Origin of the sequence: Streptomyces sp. NPDC088197 (assembly GCF_044741185.1) — a bacterium.
In the GTDB taxonomy this organism is placed as follows: Bacteria; Actinomycetota; Actinomycetes; order Streptomycetales; family Streptomycetaceae; genus Actinacidiphila.
This window is the reverse complement of the sequence record NZ_JBIUSD010000001.1, coordinates 671,975-687,977: the sequence shown is the minus strand read 5'-3', so window position 1 is coordinate 687,977 and position 16,003 is coordinate 671,975. Positions and strand designations below refer to the sequence as shown.

The window sequence follows — 16,003 nt, the reverse complement described above, 5'->3', positions numbered from 1 at the left end:
GTCCGGGGGGGGGGGGGGGGGGGGGGGGGGGGGGGGGGGGGGCGCCCGGGGGGGCGGGCCCGCCCGCCCCCCCCCCCCCCCCGCCGCCTTCCTCCGCGCGCGCCCCGGTTTACGGCTCCGCGCGGCGGGCGAGCTGGGTGCGCGAGCGGGTGACCAGGGCCGCGAGCAGAGCGGCGCCGAGCGGCACGGCGACGATCAGCAGGGCCAGCGTGCTCCACGGGACGACGATCGGCACGTGCGGCAGCCTGCTCGTGCCGCCCCAGCCCCCGTCCAGCGCCTGGTGGTAGTACTTCCACTGCTCGCGCCGCTCGGTGTGCCGCAGCCCCACCGCGGGCAGCACGCCCGCCGCCGAGCCGAGCACCACGCCCATCGTGGCGATCACCCCGCACTGGAGGCCGGAGAGCGTGCGCCGCACCCGCGGCGGCGCGCCGATCGCGGCGAGCGTCTTCAGATCGGGCTCGGCGTCGGCCTGCGCGAGGCCGGTGGCGATGCCCGCGGCGCCGATGGTGACCAGGCCCGCGAAGAGCGTCAGGGCGAGCAGCACCAGGCTGTTGTCCCTGGTGTAGCCGCGCTCCAGATAGACCTCCGTGTCGGTGCCGATCTTGGCGAGGTCGCTGTCCAGCGCCTGCCGCTCGGGGCCGTTGGGCATCCGGGCGTTGGTGTAGAAGGAGCCCAGCGGCATCGTGTCGATCCCGACGCCGTCGGCGGCCTGTTGCGGCATCACGGCCAGCAGCCCGTACGTCCGGTCACGGCCCTCGCCCGCCAGGTGCACCGGCACCGACTTAACCGGGCCGACCGGCTCCTGTCCGTCGGGCACCGCCTTGTTCGTGTCCAGGGTGATCTTCAGCTTGAGCGTGCCGCGGTCGAGGTACCCCTTGTCGAACAGCACGGTCTCGCCGCGCGCCAGCGCCTGTTCCGCGTCCCCGTCCCGGATGCCGAGGGCGTGCAGGACGGCCGGGCCGCCGATCAGGACGGCGCTGCTGGTGGGCATGGCGGTCAGGCCCTCCACGTACGCGCAGCGCCAGTCGTGGGCCAGGGCACGGCGCTCGGCCAGGGTGAGCGCGGTCGCGCCCTCCGGCCGGTCGGTCGGGCACACGTTGGCGGCCGGCTTCACCGGCTGGACGTCGCCGCAGCCGTCGCCGCCACCGCCGCCCGCCTGGCAGTTCTTGCCGCCGACGACCATCGCGGACACGTCGGCGCGGCCGGAGACCGGGTAGCGCTTCTCGACCGCCGCGCGCACCGCGGTCAGATCCCGCCCGCGGTCGCTGTAGGCCGCCACCGCCACGACGCCGCGCGGCAGTTGGGCCTCGTACGCGTCCCTGTCCTGCCGGTCGGCGCTCGCGGAGTACGTGGCGACCGCGACCGTACCGGCGACGGCGGCCAGCACGGCCGCGACCGCGGGCGCCGTACGGCCCCGGTTGCGCACCGCGTCGCGCAGCGCGAGCCGCGGGGACAGCGGCAGCCACTTGCCGGTCCTGCCGAACATGCCGACCAGAGTGGGGGTGAGCGCGACGATGCCCAGCTCCGCGATGCCGGAGCCGCCGCCGACCGCGAGGGTGCTGTCGGTGCGCAGCGAGCCGAAGACCGCGATGCCGACGCCGAGGCAGATCGCGCCGATGCCGAGGACCGGCAGCACGCGGTTGGCGTGCCGCACACCGCGCCGCCCGGTCAGCGACGCCAGCACGCTCTGCCGGGACGCGGTGACCGCGGGCACGACGGCGGCCAGCAGACCGGTGAGTACGGCCAGGCCCGCGATGCCGAGCAGTTCGAGCGGGCGCAGCGTCAGACCGCCGAAGCGGCGGCCGACGAAGTCCTCCAGCGGGGAGCGCAGCAGGACGGTGAGCAGCAGGCCCAGCAGGGTGCCGACGACGGCCGCGGCGACGCCGATCACCAGCCCGCCGGAGAGCACGATCGCCCGGATGTGGCGGCGGTCGCCGCCGTTGGCGCCGACCAGGCCGAGCTGGCGGCGCGAGCGCCGCGCGCCGACGGCGAAGGCGGGACCGGCCAGCAGGCAGATCTCCAGCATCGACAGGCCGACGATGGTCGCCGCCACGGCGACGGCCGTGGCCTTCCCCGTGTCGCCGGTGCGGTAGGGGGCGCTGCCGTTGCGCGACTTCGTGTAGAGCGGCACCTCGGAGTCGGCGGGCGGGTGCAGCACCACCGCGCGGGACTTGACGTAGATGCCCCGGGTATTGGCTTGCTGCACCATCTGCCAGGAGTAGTCGCCGCTCGGCAACCCCACCAGGTAGGTGGTGTAGGCCGAGTCGTCCTCGCCGTTCAGCGCCTTGCGCGCCGCGGTGTAGGGCGCGATGAAAGCGCCCGGCCGCGCGATGACCTGCTCGGTGCCGAGCGTGTCCGGCAGGTCGTACGCGCCGACGATCTTGTACGTACGGTCCACGTCGCGGACGACGAGCTTCGAACCGACCTTCAGGCCGGCGGACTTGAGGAACGCGGTGGTGGCGATGACCTCGTGGTCGGCCGCCGGGTAGCGCCCGCGGTCCAGGTGGGTGATGCCGCGCGCCAGCGGGTCGCCCGCCTCCAACTCCCGCACGGGGGCGGCGAGCAGACCGTACTTCGTCTTGAAGCGGGCGTAGGTCTGGGAGTCGGAGATCCAGCGCGCGCCCCGGGGCAGCGCGGTCAGCGGGTCGGTCGGCTTCGGGGTCTCCTGCTGTTCCGCCAGGTCCGCCGCCGACGGCGTGGCGTCCGGGTCCGCGGTGGCGTCCTTCACCGAGGTCCAGATGTCCGCGGGCGGGTCCTGGTAGATCGGCCGCCCGTTGGCGTCGGCGTCCGCAAGGCGCGCGTCGGCGGCGCCGATGTCTCGGCTCAGCTTCTGCTCCGGGCTCAACTGGGAGCTGCGGATGGTGATGTCGGCGGCGCTCACGCCGATGATCGGCAGCGCGATCATCGCCAGCACCATCGCGCTGCGGCCCTTGGAGCGCCAGGCGTCACGGCGGGCGATGCGGATGGCGGCGCGCCACGAGTTGAGGTTCCCCGCGCGGGCGCTCGGGCCGCGGTCCTGCGAGGCGGCGCGGTCCTGCGAGGGGCCGCGGTCCTGCGAGGCGGCGGGGTCCTGCGAGGGGCCGCGGTCCTGCGAGGCGGCGGGGTCCTGCGAGGGGCCGCGGTCCTGCGAGGGGCCGCGGTCCTGCGAGGCGGCGGGGTCCTGCGAGGCGGCGCCGCTCACTGGGCCGCACCGCCGGTCAGCAGCGACTCGGCGGAGGAGCGCAGCGTCATGTCCACGACGGAGCCGTCCCGCAGGAAGACCACCCGGTCCGCCCACGCGGCGAACCGCGGCTCGTGCGTCACCAGGATGCCCGCGGCGCCCGCGTCACAGCGCGAGCGCAGCAGCGCCAGTACGGTGTCGCCGGTCTCCGAGTCCAGCGCGCCGGTGGGCTCGTCCGCCAGGACGAGGCGGCGGTCGCCGACCAGCGCGCGGGCGATGGCCACCCGCTGCTGCTGGCCGCCGGACATCTCGTCGGGGAAGCGGTCGGCCAGCTCGCCCAGGCCCATCTCCTCCAGCGCGGCGACCGCCTCGCGGCGCGCCTTGCGGGCGCCGGTGCCGTCCAGCTCGCGGGGGAGTGCCACGTTCTCGGCGGCCGTCAGCGCCGGTATCAGGTTGTAGTCCTGGAAGACGTAGCCGATGCTGCGGCGGCGCAGGGCCGCGATCTCCTTGCGGCTGGCCGTGGTCAGGTCCGTGCCTTCCACGATCACCCGGCCGGACGTCGGCAGGTCGAGGCCGCCCGCGATGGTCAGCAGCGTGGACTTGCCCGAGCCCGAAGGGCCCATCACGGCGACCAGTTCCCCCGGACGCACGTCCAGGTCTATCCCGCGCAGCGCGTGCACCTCGGTCGCTCCGGTGCCGTGCACGCGGGTGAGGGCTTCCAGGCGGAGGACGGGCGCTTCCGGCGGCGCGGCTTCGGTGTGCGGCTTTACGGACATGGGCGGTGCGTCCCCCAGGGTCGTGGAGTGCTCGGGTGCTCGGGTTTCGGGGTGCTCGGGTGGCGGTGGTCCGGCCGCTGGTCGGGCGGGCCGGTCCTGGCCGGGAGGTGGCCGCGCGACGCGGCCGGGCGCAGGGGTGGGGTGGTACGGGGTGGGGCGTACGGGGTCGGGCTTGGGTGCCGGACGTACGGGGTCGGGCGTACGCGGTCAGGCGTACGGGGCCGGGTGCCGGTCGGCGCGCGGCTCAGCGGCGGGCCCGGGTCCGCCTCAGCGCGCCGCGCAGCACCCCGTCCGGCGCGGCGTCCTTCTCGTCGTTCTTCCCGTCGTCCAGGCCGCCGCCGTCGGCGGGGTCGGCGGGATCGGGAGTCGGGGCCGGTGCGGCGGGCTCGGCCGCCGGGGCCAGCGCCGTCAGCCGTACGAGCCGGGTCTCGCAGTGGTCGAGCCACCGCGCCTCGGCCTCCGCCTGGAAGATGAGCTGGTCGAGAACGAGCTGCCAGGCCACGTCGTCGCGGTCCGGCGCCCCGCTCTGCGCGGGCGCCGCCTCCAGCGCCTGGCCCTTCAGCCGGGTGTAGTCCTGCATCGCCCGGATGGTGTGCGCGCGCTGCGCCTGGATGACGGCCCGCACGTCCACCTCCGGCGATCCGACCGCCATGGCCAGCTTGATCGCCAGCTCGTTCCGCGGCGGATTCGCCCGGTCCACGGGCCGGGCGAACCACTCCCGCAGCTCACCCCGCCCGCCCTCCGTGATGGCGTACAGCGCGTGTCCGGCGTCGTCCTCGCCCGCCGGCACCACCAGCCCGTCGCGCTCCAGCCGCGCCAGCGTCGTGTACACCTGCCCCACGTTCAGCGGCCAGGTGGAACCGGTGCGGGACTCGAACTCTGTTCTGAGCTGGAAGCCGTATCGCGGCCCCCGCTCCAGGAGGGCCAGCAGGCCGTGGCGGATCGACATACTGAGTATGTATACCGAGTATGGACCCGCCTTTCAAGGCCGCGGCGACCCGTCCGACCGGGCACAACGGGACATGAGGGGCGCGTGCGACCGCCTCGGGGTCAGTCGCGGCGCAGGCGCAGGCCCAGGAAGCCGAGACCCAGGCCGACCAGGGCGAGGCCGGCGCCGAAGGGGAGGATGCGCAGGACGCGGCGGCCGGGCTCGTAGACGGCGGGAGTCTGCGCGCGGGCCTGGGTGCGGGCGGCGTCGGGTCCTGCGGGTGCCGAAGGGCGCGGCGGGGCCTGGGCGGGCCCGCCGTCGGGGACCAGGAAGGGCGCGGAGCGCGCGGCGCCGTAGGTGGACCGTACGGGCGGGGTGAGCGGCGGCCTGGCGGCCCCGTCGCCCGGTACGGACGTCGGTGTCGGCGTCGGGACCGGTGGCCGCAGCGGGCCCGCCGGGGTGGCGGGAACGGCGGGGGAGGCCGGGGGCCGGACGCCGACCGTGGGGTCGGGGGCCGGCCTGGCGGCCGGAGCGGTGGGGGTGGGGGTGGCCGGAGCGGTCGGCTCGGTGGTGGGCTCCTCCGTCACCGGCGGCCCGCTGGGCCCGGTGGTCGGCGCGGCGTCCTGGCGTCCCCCGTGTCCGGGGCCGCCGACCGTCTCGTGCCGGCCGACGAGGCCGGGGACCAGCCCGGTGAGCACCTCGGTGACGATGTCCGCGCCCGGCGCCGGGAGCGGACGGACCGCCGGGGCCGTGGGCTCGTCGGGCCCGGGCGCGACCGCCCACGCGGAGCCCGTCGCCATCACCGTCGCCGTCGCCGGAACGAGCAGCGCCCCCGCGAGCAGCACGGGCGCCGCCCTCCGTATCGCGCATCGCCTGTCGGGTGCCCGCCGCACACGTCCCGCCTCTCCACCGAACCCTGTGTGGATTCAGCGTCACACGCGGCAACATTTCCGGCATCCCGGACGGCCGGCTCCGTATCGGACCGTTATCCGCGAGAGGGCGTGTTCATGCCGTGGTCAGGAGCACTTTTCCGATGTGGGTGCTGCCGTCCACCACGCGGTGCGCCTCGGCCGCGTCCCGCAGCGGGAGCGTACGGTCCACGACCGGCCGTACGGTTCCGGCCTCGATCAGCGGCCACACGTGCTCGCGTACCGCCGCCACGATCGTGGCCTTCTCGTCCAGCGGCCGGGGCCGGAGCGAGGTCGCGGCGACGGCGGCGCGCTTGCTCAGCAGCGTGGCCAGATTCAGCTCGCCCACGAGGCCGCCCTGGAGGCCGATGACGACCAGGCGGCCGTTGACCGCGAGCGCGTCCACGTTCCGCCCGAGGTACTTCGCGCCCATGATGTCGAGGATCACGTCGGCCGTGACGGCCTTCTCGAACTCCTGCTCGCGGTAGTTGATCAGGATGTCCGCGCCCAACTCCCGGCAGGCCGCCAGCTTCTCGGCGCTCCCCGCCGTGACGGCGACCGTCGCCCCCACCGCCTTGCCGAGCTGGACCGCCATCGTGCCGATCCCGCTGGACCCGCCGTGCACCAGCAGCGTCTCGCCGGGGCGCAGGTGCGCGGTGAGGAACACGTTCGACCACACCGTGGCCGTCACCTCGGGCAGCGCCGCCGCCGTCACCAGGTCGATCCCCTTGGGCACCGGCAGCAGTTGGCCCGCCGGCACCGCCACCTTCTGCGCGTATCCGCCGCCCGCGAGCAGCGCGCACACCTCGTCCCCGACCCGCCACCCCGCGACCCCGGAGCCCACCTCGACGATCCGCCCCGAACACTCGAGACCCGGATACGGCGACGCCCCCGGCGGCGGCTCGTAGAACCCCTGCCGCTGCAACAGATCCGCCCGGTTCACCGCCGTCGCCGCCACCTCGACGACGACCTCGCCCTCCCCCGCGACCGGATCCCCCACCTCCGCCCACGTCAACACCTCGGGCCCGCCCGGCTCCGGAATCGTCATCGCATACATCCCCCGAGGCTACCGCTGCCCTCAGCCCCCCAGCCCGCCGGTTCCTTTGCGCCGGACGGCCAGCCGATCTTTTAAGGGGCGCGGGGAACTGCGCGACCAGCCCCCACCGTGGCGCGGCCGAAAAGCCGGCCCCAGCGGGGCAGATGCCGTCGTTCCCGGGCTGACAGCCCGGCGGTGGCTGAGCGCGCAGTTCCCCGCGCCCCTAAAAAACACGCCCTGCGCACGTGCGGGTGGGGGCCTAGGCGAGGGGCGGGCCGGCGGGCCCGGCACGGTGGATGGCGATCACGCGGTCGGTGAGAAGCAGAGGCGCAGCCTCCGGATCGTCGTGGTCGAGAAGCCGATGCCCCCGCTTGACCGACACGACGAGGTCGTGAAGGTCACGCGGCGCCTGCCCCGCCTCGGCCTTGGTCACCGGCCGTTCGATGAGATCCAGCCCGCTCCCGTAAGTGATGAGGTCGTCCATGACGACCCCAACGCTGGGGCTGAGCATGGACAGCCCGAGAAGCCGCCCGGCGGCACTGGAACTGGTGATGACGGCGTTGGCCCCGGACTGCCGCAGCAGCGGCGCGTTCTCCTCCTCGCGGACGGACGCGACGATATGGGCGCGCTTGTTGAGCTGACGTGCGGTCAACGTGACGAGCACGGCGGTGTCGTCGCGCTGCGCGGCGATGACGATCTCCTTGGCGACCTGGGCTTCGGCCCGCAGCAGCACGTCGTTGCGGGTGGCGTCGCCGACGACGGCGACGTACCCCTCGTCGGTCGCGGCCTGCACGACCTTGGGGCTCGGGTCGACGATCACGATCCGGCTCTGCGGGATGCCGCGGCCGATCAACGTCTGGGCCGCCGACCGGCCCTTGGTCCCGTATCCGACGATGACCACATGATCGCGCAAGGTTCTCCTCCAGCGCTTGAGGCGGAACTGCTCGCGGGTCCGCTCGGTCAGCACTTCCAGGGTCGTCCCGACCAGGATGATCAGGAAGATCACGCGCAACGGCGTCACCAGGAAGGTGTTCGCGAGCCGGGCGCCCGTACTGTACGGGACGATGTCGCCGTAGCCGGTCGTCGACAGCGTCACCGTCGCGTAGTAGAGCGAATCCAGGAACGACACCGAGCCGTTGGCGTTGTCGTGGTAGCCGCCGCGGTCGAAGTAGACAATCAGGACGGTGGCGAGCAGGACCAGCAGCGCCATCAGCAGGCGGCGCGAGACCTGGAGCAGCGGGCCCGCGGCGGGACGCGGGAAGGCCACCCGGCGGTACCCCGCCGTACCGGCGGAGATCGCCGCCGAGGCGCTGCCGTCGCCCGTGCCGTCGGCGCCGTCCGCGCCGCCGGGGGGAGGATCGGCGCGACCGGCCGCCGCGTCGTACCGGGGCAGTTTCATATCCCGCTCCCCATCATGTGCCGCTCACCTTCATATACCGGTGTCGTCCACCGGTCCGACGACGTATCGCTTCGCGTACGGGATCACGTACCACGTGACATGGGCTGACGGCGGTCACGTACCCCGTACCTTCACGTATCGAGCACCACCGCGTACGCACCGGGGTGCCCTCACGTGCCGCTCCCCCACGCCAGCGCGAGCGCCCCGGTGTCGAGTACGGCCGTGTCGTCGCCCGCGCGGGCGCCGCCGGGCGGGATCACGGCCATGCCGTCGGCGGCGGCGAGGCCGCGGAGCATGGCGGGGCCTGAGTAGGTGAGCGGGCGCGCGGCGGAGTCGTCGTCGAAGACCACCGGGACGAGCCGGGTGTCGACCGGGTGACCCGGCACGTCGGCGGTGAGCGGGGCCGCGTACGGGGCCGGTACGGGGCGGCCCGCGAGGGTCCGCAGCAGGGGGGCGGCGAGGGTCAGGACGCCGGACACGGCGGCCAGCGGGTTGCCGGGCAGCCCGATGAGGTGGGTGCCCGAGGGGAGTTCGGCCAGCACCATGGGGTGTCCCGGGCGGACGGCGACGCCGTCGACCAGCAGTTTCGCGCCGAGCGCGGCGAGGACCGGGTGCAGGTGGTCGACCGGTCCGCCCGCGGTGCCGCCGGTGGTGACCACGAGGTCGGCGGTGCTCTCACGGACCGCCCTGCGCAGGAGGTCGGCGTCGTCCACCAGCCGCCGTACCGCCACCACTTCGGCGCCGAGCGCGCGCAGCGACGACGGGAGCATCGGGCCGAGCGCGTCCCGTACCCGCCCCGACCTGGGCAGGCCGTGGTCCAGCAACTCGTCGCCGAGGACCAGGACTTCGACGCGCGGCCGTACGGTGACGGTCAGCTCGTCGTAGCCCGCGGCGGCGGCCAGACCGAGTACGGCGGGCGTCACGACGGTGCCCGCGGGCAGCAACTCCTCGCCGCCCCTGCACTCCTGGCCGCGCATTCTGACCTCCTGGCCCGGCGCGGGCGCGGGGTGCGGCGACCGCACCTGCAACCACTCGCCGTCCGTGCGGCGCTGCGTCCAGCCGTGTTCGCTGCGCAGCACCGCGGTGGTGCCGGTCGGCACGGCGGCGCCGGTCGCGATGGGGGCGGCGTGGCCGACGAGCAGCGGCTCCGCCGGGCGCTGCTGTCCGGCGAGCACCGAGGCGCCGCGCAGCCGCCACGGGCCCGGGCCCGCCACCGCCCAGCCGTCCATCGCGGAGGAGTCGAACGACGGCAGGTCCGTCAGCGCCGTCAGCGCCCTGGCCAGCGTCATGCCCAGCAGGTCCTCTCCCAACTCCCGTGTTTCGGAGCCGAGTCGGCGGCCGACGCGGCGCGCGATCCGCCGCGCCTCGGGCCACGGCACGGCGTCGGCGGGGGAGGGGAGCGGGGTTTGGGGCTGGGGTTGGGGCTGGCGCTGGGGTTGGGCGGGTGCCTGCGCGGGGGCCGGGCCCTGGACGGGGGGCCGGGGCGCGGGGCCCTCCGGGGTGGGGGCGGTGTCGTCCCGGCCGTGGCGGAGGGCGACGGACAGCGGGTCGTTACGGTCCTGGCCTCCGTAACCGGCCGCGCCGGTGGCGGTACGGCGCGACTCGTTCGCCAGGGCGAGGGCGTCGTCGAGCGCGCGGTCGGCCGCGTCGGAGGCGCGCGGGTCGAAGGCGCCCGGGTCGAAGGCGCCCGGGTCGAAGGCGCCCGCGCCGGGACGGGTGCCGCTCATTCCGCCGGTTCCGGGTCGGTGCCGGGGGTGCCGGGGGTGCCGGGGGTGCCTGGTTTCCGCGCGTCGGCCTCTTGCGCGTCGGCCTCCTGCGCGTCGGCCTCCTGCGCCCAGCGCACGGCCAGGGCGGCGGCCTTGTCGGCCGCCTCCCGTACGGCCTCGGGGCCGCCGCCCGCGCGCGCCGCCGCGTAACCCACCAGGAAGGTGGTCAGCGGCGCGGCCGGACGAGCGACGCCGTGCGCCGCGTCGCGGGCCAGATCGAGCAGGACGCCGGTGTCCACGTCCAGCTCGATACCCAGTTCGGTCTTGGCTGCTGCGATCCATTCGTCCAACACAGGGCCATGGTCCCTGAAACCTGGCTCGCTGTGGGACAGGCTCACCCCTCGGACACCCCGTCCAGCCGTGCCCGCGCCACCGCCACGTCCTCCCACGTATCGCAGTCGAACGACGCGTCCCCCGTCGGATCGGCCCGCCTGCGCACCACCAGCTCCCGTGTCAGCAACCGCAACGGCAGCCCCGCCAGCCCGCCGTGCTCCCCCTTGAGCAGCGCCACCTCCCGGCGCAGCGCCTCCCCCCAATACGCCCCCGCCAACGGCTGATCCCGCCCTCCCGCGTCGGTGAGCAGCACCCCTTCCGTCCCGGTGCCGAGCGCGCCCAGCGCCTCCACCAGGCCGGTCACGGCGCCGACCGTCAAGAACGGCAGATCGGCCGCCAGCACGACCACGATTTCCGGCGCGGGAAGCGGCGGCCCGGATGGGGCCAAGTGGGCCAACGCGGTCAGCCCGGCGTCGAGCGCGGGCAGCGGCCCGCCTCCCGGCGGCTCCTCCCGCGCCCAGCTCACCGGCCGTACGGTCCCCCGGCGCGGCCCCACGACCACCGTCCGCTCCGCCCCCTCGCACGCCGCCAGCACCCGGTCGAGCAGCATCCGCCCCCCGACCTCCACCGCCGCCTTGTCCACCCCCCCGAGCCGCCTCGCCCCACCCCCGGCCAACACCACCGCATCAAACCCAGTCGCCACCCCCCGAGTATCCCCGGCCCCGGCGCACCCCGATCTTTTTGGGCGCGCCCCCGCGCTGGACGCTGCACCGATCTTTCAAGGGGCGCGGGGGGGTACCTCCCAGCGCCCGGGGGTCAGACGGCGGCGAGGAGAACGGCCGGGCTCTCGACGCAGTCAGCGACAAAGCGAAGGAACCCCCCTGCGGTCCCACCGTCGCAGACCCGGTGATCGAAGGTGAAGGAGAGCTGCACGACGTGACGCACGGCCAACTCACCCTGGTGAACCCACGGCTTGGGGGCGATACGGCCGACACCGAGCATGGCGGCCTCGGGATGGTTGAGGATCGGGGTGGAACCGTCCACCCCGAAGACCCCGTAGTTGTTGAGCGTGACGGTGCCGCCGGTCAGGTCCCGCGGCGTCAGCGCCCCCGTCCGAGCGGCCTCGGTCAGGCGGCCGATCTCCGCGGAGAGCCCGGCCGTGGACCTGGTGTGGGCGTCGCGCACGACAGGCACGACCAGGCCGCGTTCGGTCTGCGCCGCGAAGCCGAGGTGGACGGCCGGCAGCCGTACGATCTCGCGCCGCTCGGTGTCGACCGTGGCGTTCAGCTCCGGGTAACGGGCCAGCCCCGCCGTCACGATCCTGGCGAAGAGGGCCAGCACCGAGATCCGCTCGCCGCCCGAGGCGTTCATCGCCGCCCGCGCGGCCAGCAGTTCGGTGGCGTCGGCGTCCACCCAGCACGTGGCGTCCGGTATCTCCCGCCGACTGCGGGCCAGCTTGTCCGCGACCATGCCGCGTACCCCGCGCAGCGGCACCCGCTCCTCCTCCGCCGGCGCGGGAGCCGGGGCCGGAGCCACGGCAGGTGTCGCCGGAGCCGCCACCGCGCGCTCGACGTCCGCCCGCAGGATCAGCCCGTCGGGCCCCGTACCGGCCAGGGCCCGCAGGTCCAGCCCGTGTTCCCTGGCCAGCCGCCGGACCAGCGGCGATATGACGGCCACCGGGCCGTCGGCGACAGGCGCCCCGGCGACAGGCACCTCGGTGACCGAAACCGCCGCCTGCACCGAACCGTCCACTGCCCGCACCCGTCCGCGGCGCCGCGCCACCGCCGTACCGGTGCCGTAACCGACCAGCACATTGCCCGAGCCCTCATCGGCCCCGCCGCCCGAGGCGTCCGAGTCGCCCGAGGCGTCCGGGCCCGCCGGGTTCCCGGCCGCGTCGGAGTGCGAGCCCACCGCGACCGTGACCAGGGGGCGGCCCACGTCGAGGGTGTCGCCCTCGGCGCCGAAGCGGGCGGTCACGACACCGCCGTAGGGGCAGGGGACCTCGACGACGGCCTTCGCGGTCTCGACCTCGACCACCGGCTGGTCGATGGCGACGACCTCGCCGACCTCCACCAGCCAGCGCACGATCTCCGCCTCTGTGAGCCCTTCGCCCAGGTCGGGGAGCGTGAATTCCTTGACGACGGCCATCAGCCCTCCCACTGCAAGCGGCCGACGGCGTCGAGAATCCGGTCGACGCCGGGCAGATGGTGCCGTTCCAGCATCGGCGGCGGGTAGGGGATGTCGAATCCGGCGACGCGCAGGACCGGCGCCTCCAGGTGGTGGAAGCAGCGCTCGGTGATCCGGGCCGCTATCTCGGCGCCCATGCCGCCGAAACCGGACGACTCGTGCACGACGACCGCCCGCCCGGTGCCGCGTACGGCCGCCGCGACCGTCTCCTCGTCGAAGGGCACGAGGCTGCGCAGATCGACCACGCCCAGGTCCCAGCCCTCCTCCTTGGCGGCCTCCGCGGCCTCCAGGCAGACCGGGAGCGAGGGGCCGTAGGTGACCAGCGTCGCGGTGCGCCCGGTGCGCCGCACCACGGCGCGGCCGATCGGCGGAACCTCGGCCGGCGCGGCCGGCGACCAGTCGGACTTGGACCAGTAGAGCCGCTTGGGCTCCAGGAAGACCACCGGGTCGTCGGAGGCGATGGCCGCCCGCAGCAGCCCGTAGGCGTCCTCGACGGTGGCCGGGGTGACCACGTGGAGGCCGGGGGTGTGCGCGTAGTACGCCTCGGAGGAGTCGCTGTGGTGCTCGACGCCGCCGATTCCGCCGCCGTACGGGATGCGGATGGTGATCGGCAGCGGCAGCGCGCCACGCGTGCGGTTGCGCATCTTCGCCACATGGCTGACGAGTTGCTCGAACGACGGGTAGGCGAAGGCGTCGAACTGCATCTCGACCACCGGGCGGAGCCCGTACATCGCCATGCCGACCGCCGCGCCGAGGATGCCCGCCTCGGCGAGCGGGGTGTCGGTGCAGCGGCTGTCGCCGAATTCGGCGGCGAGCCCGTCGGTGATCCGGAAGACGCCGCCCAGGGTGCCGATGTCCTCGCCGAGGACGTGGACGGAGTCGTCGGCCGTGAGCGCGTCACGCAGCGCCTGGTTGAGGGCCTGCGCCATGGTGGCGGGTCTGCGGGTGGGCGCGGCGGCGCGGCCCGCGGTCGGTGCGACGGTGGTCATGACTGCCGCTCCGCTTCCAGCTCGGCCCGCAACTGGGCCTCCTGCTGCCGCAGTTGCTGCGTGGGCTCGGCGTAGACGTGGGCGAACAGCTCCATCGGGTCGAGCCGCGGATCGGCGTTCATCCGCTCCCGCAGGTCCGCCGCCATGGTCTCGGCCTCGTCGGCCGCGCTCCGCCTGACGTCGTCGTCGAGCAGTCCGCGGCCGGTCAGCTCCCGTTCCAGCAGGGCGATCGGGTCGTGCGCGCGCCAGGCGGCGACCTCGTCGTCGTCGCGGTAGCGGGTGGCGTCGTCGGCGTTGGTGTGCGCGTCCATCCGGTAGGTGACGGCCTCCACGAGCGTCGGGCCGCCGCCGTCCCTGGCCCGACCGACGGCCTCGGTCAGCACCTCGTGCACGGCGGCCGCGTCGTTGCCGTCGACCAGCCGTCCCGGCATCCCGTAGCCGACCGCCTTGTGGGCGAAGGAAGGGGCCGCGGTCTGCTTGGCGAGCGGCACGGAGATCGCGAAGCCGTTGTTCTGCACGAGGAAGACCACCGGGGCCTGCCAGACGGCCGCGAAGTTCAGCGCCTCGTGGAAGTCGCCCTCGCTGGTGCCGCCGTCGCCGACCATGGCGAGCGCCACGACGTCGTCGCCGGTCAGCCGGGCGGCGCGGGCCAGCCCGACCGCGTGCGGGAGCTGCGTGGCCAGCGGGGTGCTGAGCGGCGCCACCCGGTGTTCGTGCGGGTCGTAACCGGTGTGCCAGTCGCCGCGCAGCAGTGTCAGCGCCTCGACCGGGTCCACGCCTCTGGCGACCACCGCGAGGGTGTCGCGGTAGCTGGGGAACAGCCAGTCACGGGGCCGCAGCGCGAGAGCGGCGGCGACCTCGCATGCCTCCTGACCGGTGCTCGACGGGTAGACGGCGAGCCTGCCCTGCTTGGTGAGGGCGGTGGCCTGCCGGTTGTAGCGCCGGCCGCGGACGAGCTGCCCGTACAGCGTGCGGAGCAGGGCGGGGTCGAGCTCCGCGGCAGCGGGGGTGCCGAGCAGCCGGTACGGCTCCGGGTCGGGCAGCAGCGGCGCGGCTTCGGTGCGGGGGCGCCAGGCAGGGGTGTCCAGCACGGTCATCGCGAGCACCTCCTTGTGGTCGGTGACCGAAAAAGCGATCGGGCGTGAGCGGGTGTCGCTCCCTACCGATTGTTCGGTCGCCGGAGGCATTTTGGCTACAGGGTGGTTTCGCCTGTGGACAAACGGTTCTGCACAGCCTGAGATGGAGCCAGTACGTCCATGGTAAGGAGGCACGGGGGGATGGCGAGAGAACAGATGGCCGCACAGGACCCGGAGGTCCGACCGCTGGACCCGATCGACCGCACGATCCTGCGGCTGCTCCAGGAGGACGGAAGGGCCTCGATACGCTCCGTCGCCGAGCGCGTGCACGTCTCACGGGCGAACGCGTACGCCCGGATCAACCGGCTCATCGAGGACGGGGTCATCCGAGGTTTCACCGCTCGCGTCGACCACGAACGTGCGGGACAGGGCGCGTCCGCGTACATCACGCTCAAGATCGTCCAGAATTCCTGGCGGACCGTCCGTGAACAACTCATCACTCTTCCGGGTGTTGCCCACATTGCCCTGGTAAGTGGTGATTTCGATGTTTTGCTGCTGGTCCACACCGCCGACAATCGGACCCTGCGCGAGCTGGTCCTGACCCGGCTCCAGGCCATCGAGGAAGTCCTCAGCAGCCGCACCCTGCTGGTCTTCGAGGAGACCGACCAGGTCGTCGGCGACTGAGGACCGGCGCCGGCCCCGACCGCGACCAGCGCCTCCGGTCAGCCGCCGTACTTCTTGAGGAACGCCTTGACCTTCGCGTAGTTCGCCTCGTCGGACAGCATGCTCACGCCGTGGTTGAAGCCGCCGACGATCGTCAGGTCGTTCTCCTTCGCCTTCTTCGTCAGCTTGCTCAGCTCCTTCGTGGAGTCCTGGAAGGGGCTGTCCAATTCGGCGGCCATGTAGAAGACGGGCATCGTCAGATTCGGTACGACCATCGAGGCGTCCATGCCGGAGTACGTCGAGGGCGCGGACAGCGAGACGACCGCGTCCACCGGCGGCGTGATGGTGCCCGCGGCGGACAGCACCGCCGTACCGCCCTTGGACGCGCCGACCAGCAGCAGCTTCGTCACGCCCTTGGACCGCAGGTAGGCCGCCGCCGCGGTGAGTTCCCGCACCTCGCTGCCCGCGGAGTTCACGGCCAGCACGCGGTAGCCGTCCGCGGCCAGGTCCTGCGCGTGCGGCACCCACTGGCAGACGTCCCCGTCCGCCTGGTGGGCCAGCACCAGCCCGGTGCCGCCGGTGCCGGTCAGATAGCCCTCGACGTCCTGGCCGTCCCCGCCCGGGAAACTCACCGAGCCCGCCTTGGCCTGTTCGGGTGACAGGCAGCCGAAGCCGTTCACCGTGGCGGTGGGCGTGGGGGCGGGCGCGGCCCTGTCCTTGCCCTTGGCGCCCCCGCCGTCTCCGCACCCGGCCAGCAGCAGGAGGGAAACGGCCAGCGCGGAGGCGGCCGCCGCCCGCACCGGCGGCCCGAATCGCGCGACAGATCGCTCAGCGGAGAACAT

The 16,003-nt window shown here is 74.2% G+C and carries 12 protein-coding genes and 1 pseudogene; 1 reads left to right on the top strand and 12 read right to left on the bottom strand.

The window, feature by feature from the left end; all coding sequences use genetic code 11:
- Positions 1 to 109: 109 nt before the first annotated feature.
- From ACIOC1_RS03065 to pdhA, 11 genes and pseudogenes are all read right to left on the bottom strand, one after another.
- Positions 110 to 2,905, bottom strand: coding sequence for an FtsX-like permease family protein (locus tag ACIOC1_RS03065; protein WP_401852007.1), 2,796 nt, complete (start codon positions 2,903 to 2,905; stop codon positions 110 to 112).
- A gap of 272 nt (positions 2,906 to 3,177) precedes the next feature.
- Positions 3,178 to 3,936: an ABC transporter ATP-binding protein gene (locus tag ACIOC1_RS03060; protein ID WP_355336729.1), complete on the bottom strand. Its 759-nt coding sequence runs from the start codon at positions 3,934 to 3,936 to the stop codon at positions 3,178 to 3,180.
- 244 nt (positions 3,937 to 4,180) lie between these two features.
- Positions 4,181 to 4,885: a PadR family transcriptional regulator gene (locus tag ACIOC1_RS03055; protein ID WP_401851414.1), complete on the bottom strand. Its 705-nt coding sequence runs from the start codon at positions 4,883 to 4,885 to the stop codon at positions 4,181 to 4,183.
- Between the two features lie 101 nt (positions 4,886 to 4,986).
- Positions 4,987 to 5,709, bottom strand: coding sequence for a hypothetical protein (locus ACIOC1_RS03050; RefSeq protein WP_401851412.1), 723 nt, complete (start codon positions 5,707 to 5,709; stop codon positions 4,987 to 4,989).
- Between the two features lie 160 nt (positions 5,710 to 5,869).
- Complete coding sequence (locus ACIOC1_RS03045) at positions 5,870 to 6,829, bottom strand: NAD(P)H-quinone oxidoreductase (RefSeq protein WP_355336726.1); 960 nt, start codon at positions 6,827 to 6,829, stop codon at positions 5,870 to 5,872.
- 238 nt (positions 6,830 to 7,067) lie between these two features.
- Entirely contained in the window at positions 7,068 to 8,207 is a 1,140-nt protein-coding gene (locus ACIOC1_RS03040) for a TrkA family potassium uptake protein (RefSeq protein WP_188279870.1), read from the bottom strand.
- A gap of 170 nt (positions 8,208 to 8,377) precedes the next feature.
- On the bottom strand, positions 8,378 to 9,934 hold the full coding sequence (locus tag ACIOC1_RS03035; RefSeq protein WP_401851409.1) for a molybdopterin molybdotransferase MoeA: 1,557 nt from the start codon (positions 9,932 to 9,934) through the stop codon (positions 8,378 to 8,380).
- Positions 9,931 to 10,949 (bottom strand): annotated as a pseudogene (locus tag ACIOC1_RS03030) (DUF6457 domain-containing protein). Before ACIOC1_RS03030 ends, ACIOC1_RS03035 begins: the two are co-directional and overlap by 4 nt.
- A 113-nt stretch (positions 10,950 to 11,062) precedes the next feature.
- Complete coding sequence (locus ACIOC1_RS03025) at positions 11,063 to 12,394, bottom strand: dihydrolipoamide acetyltransferase family protein (protein ID WP_401851407.1); 1,332 nt, start codon at positions 12,392 to 12,394, stop codon at positions 11,063 to 11,065.
- Positions 12,394 to 13,422: a transketolase C-terminal domain-containing protein gene (locus tag ACIOC1_RS03020; protein WP_391041923.1), complete on the bottom strand. Its 1,029-nt coding sequence runs from the start codon at positions 13,420 to 13,422 to the stop codon at positions 12,394 to 12,396. The genes ACIOC1_RS03025 and ACIOC1_RS03020 overlap by 1 nt, the downstream gene beginning before the upstream one ends.
- Positions 13,419 to 14,519 carry a pyruvate dehydrogenase (acetyl-transferring) E1 component subunit alpha gene (pdhA, locus tag ACIOC1_RS03015; protein ID WP_355336722.1) on the bottom strand — a complete coding sequence of 367 codons (1,101 nt, stop codon included), beginning with the start codon at positions 14,517 to 14,519 and terminating at the stop codon, positions 13,419 to 13,421. Before pdhA ends, ACIOC1_RS03020 begins: the two co-directional genes overlap by 4 nt.
- Before the next feature lie 180 nt (positions 14,520 to 14,699).
- On the opposite strand from pdhA, the gene ACIOC1_RS03010 reads away from it, so the two are divergent.
- Positions 14,700 to 15,182 carry an Lrp/AsnC family transcriptional regulator gene (locus tag ACIOC1_RS03010; protein ID WP_188279875.1) on the top strand — a complete coding sequence of 161 codons (483 nt, stop codon included), beginning with the start codon at positions 14,700 to 14,702 and terminating at the stop codon, positions 15,180 to 15,182.
- A 38-nt stretch (positions 15,183 to 15,220) separates the two neighbouring features.
- On the opposite strand, the gene ACIOC1_RS03005 is transcribed toward ACIOC1_RS03010, so the two are convergent.
- Positions 15,221 to 16,003, bottom strand: coding sequence for an alpha/beta hydrolase family protein (locus ACIOC1_RS03005; protein ID WP_401851402.1), 783 nt, complete (start codon positions 16,001 to 16,003; stop codon positions 15,221 to 15,223).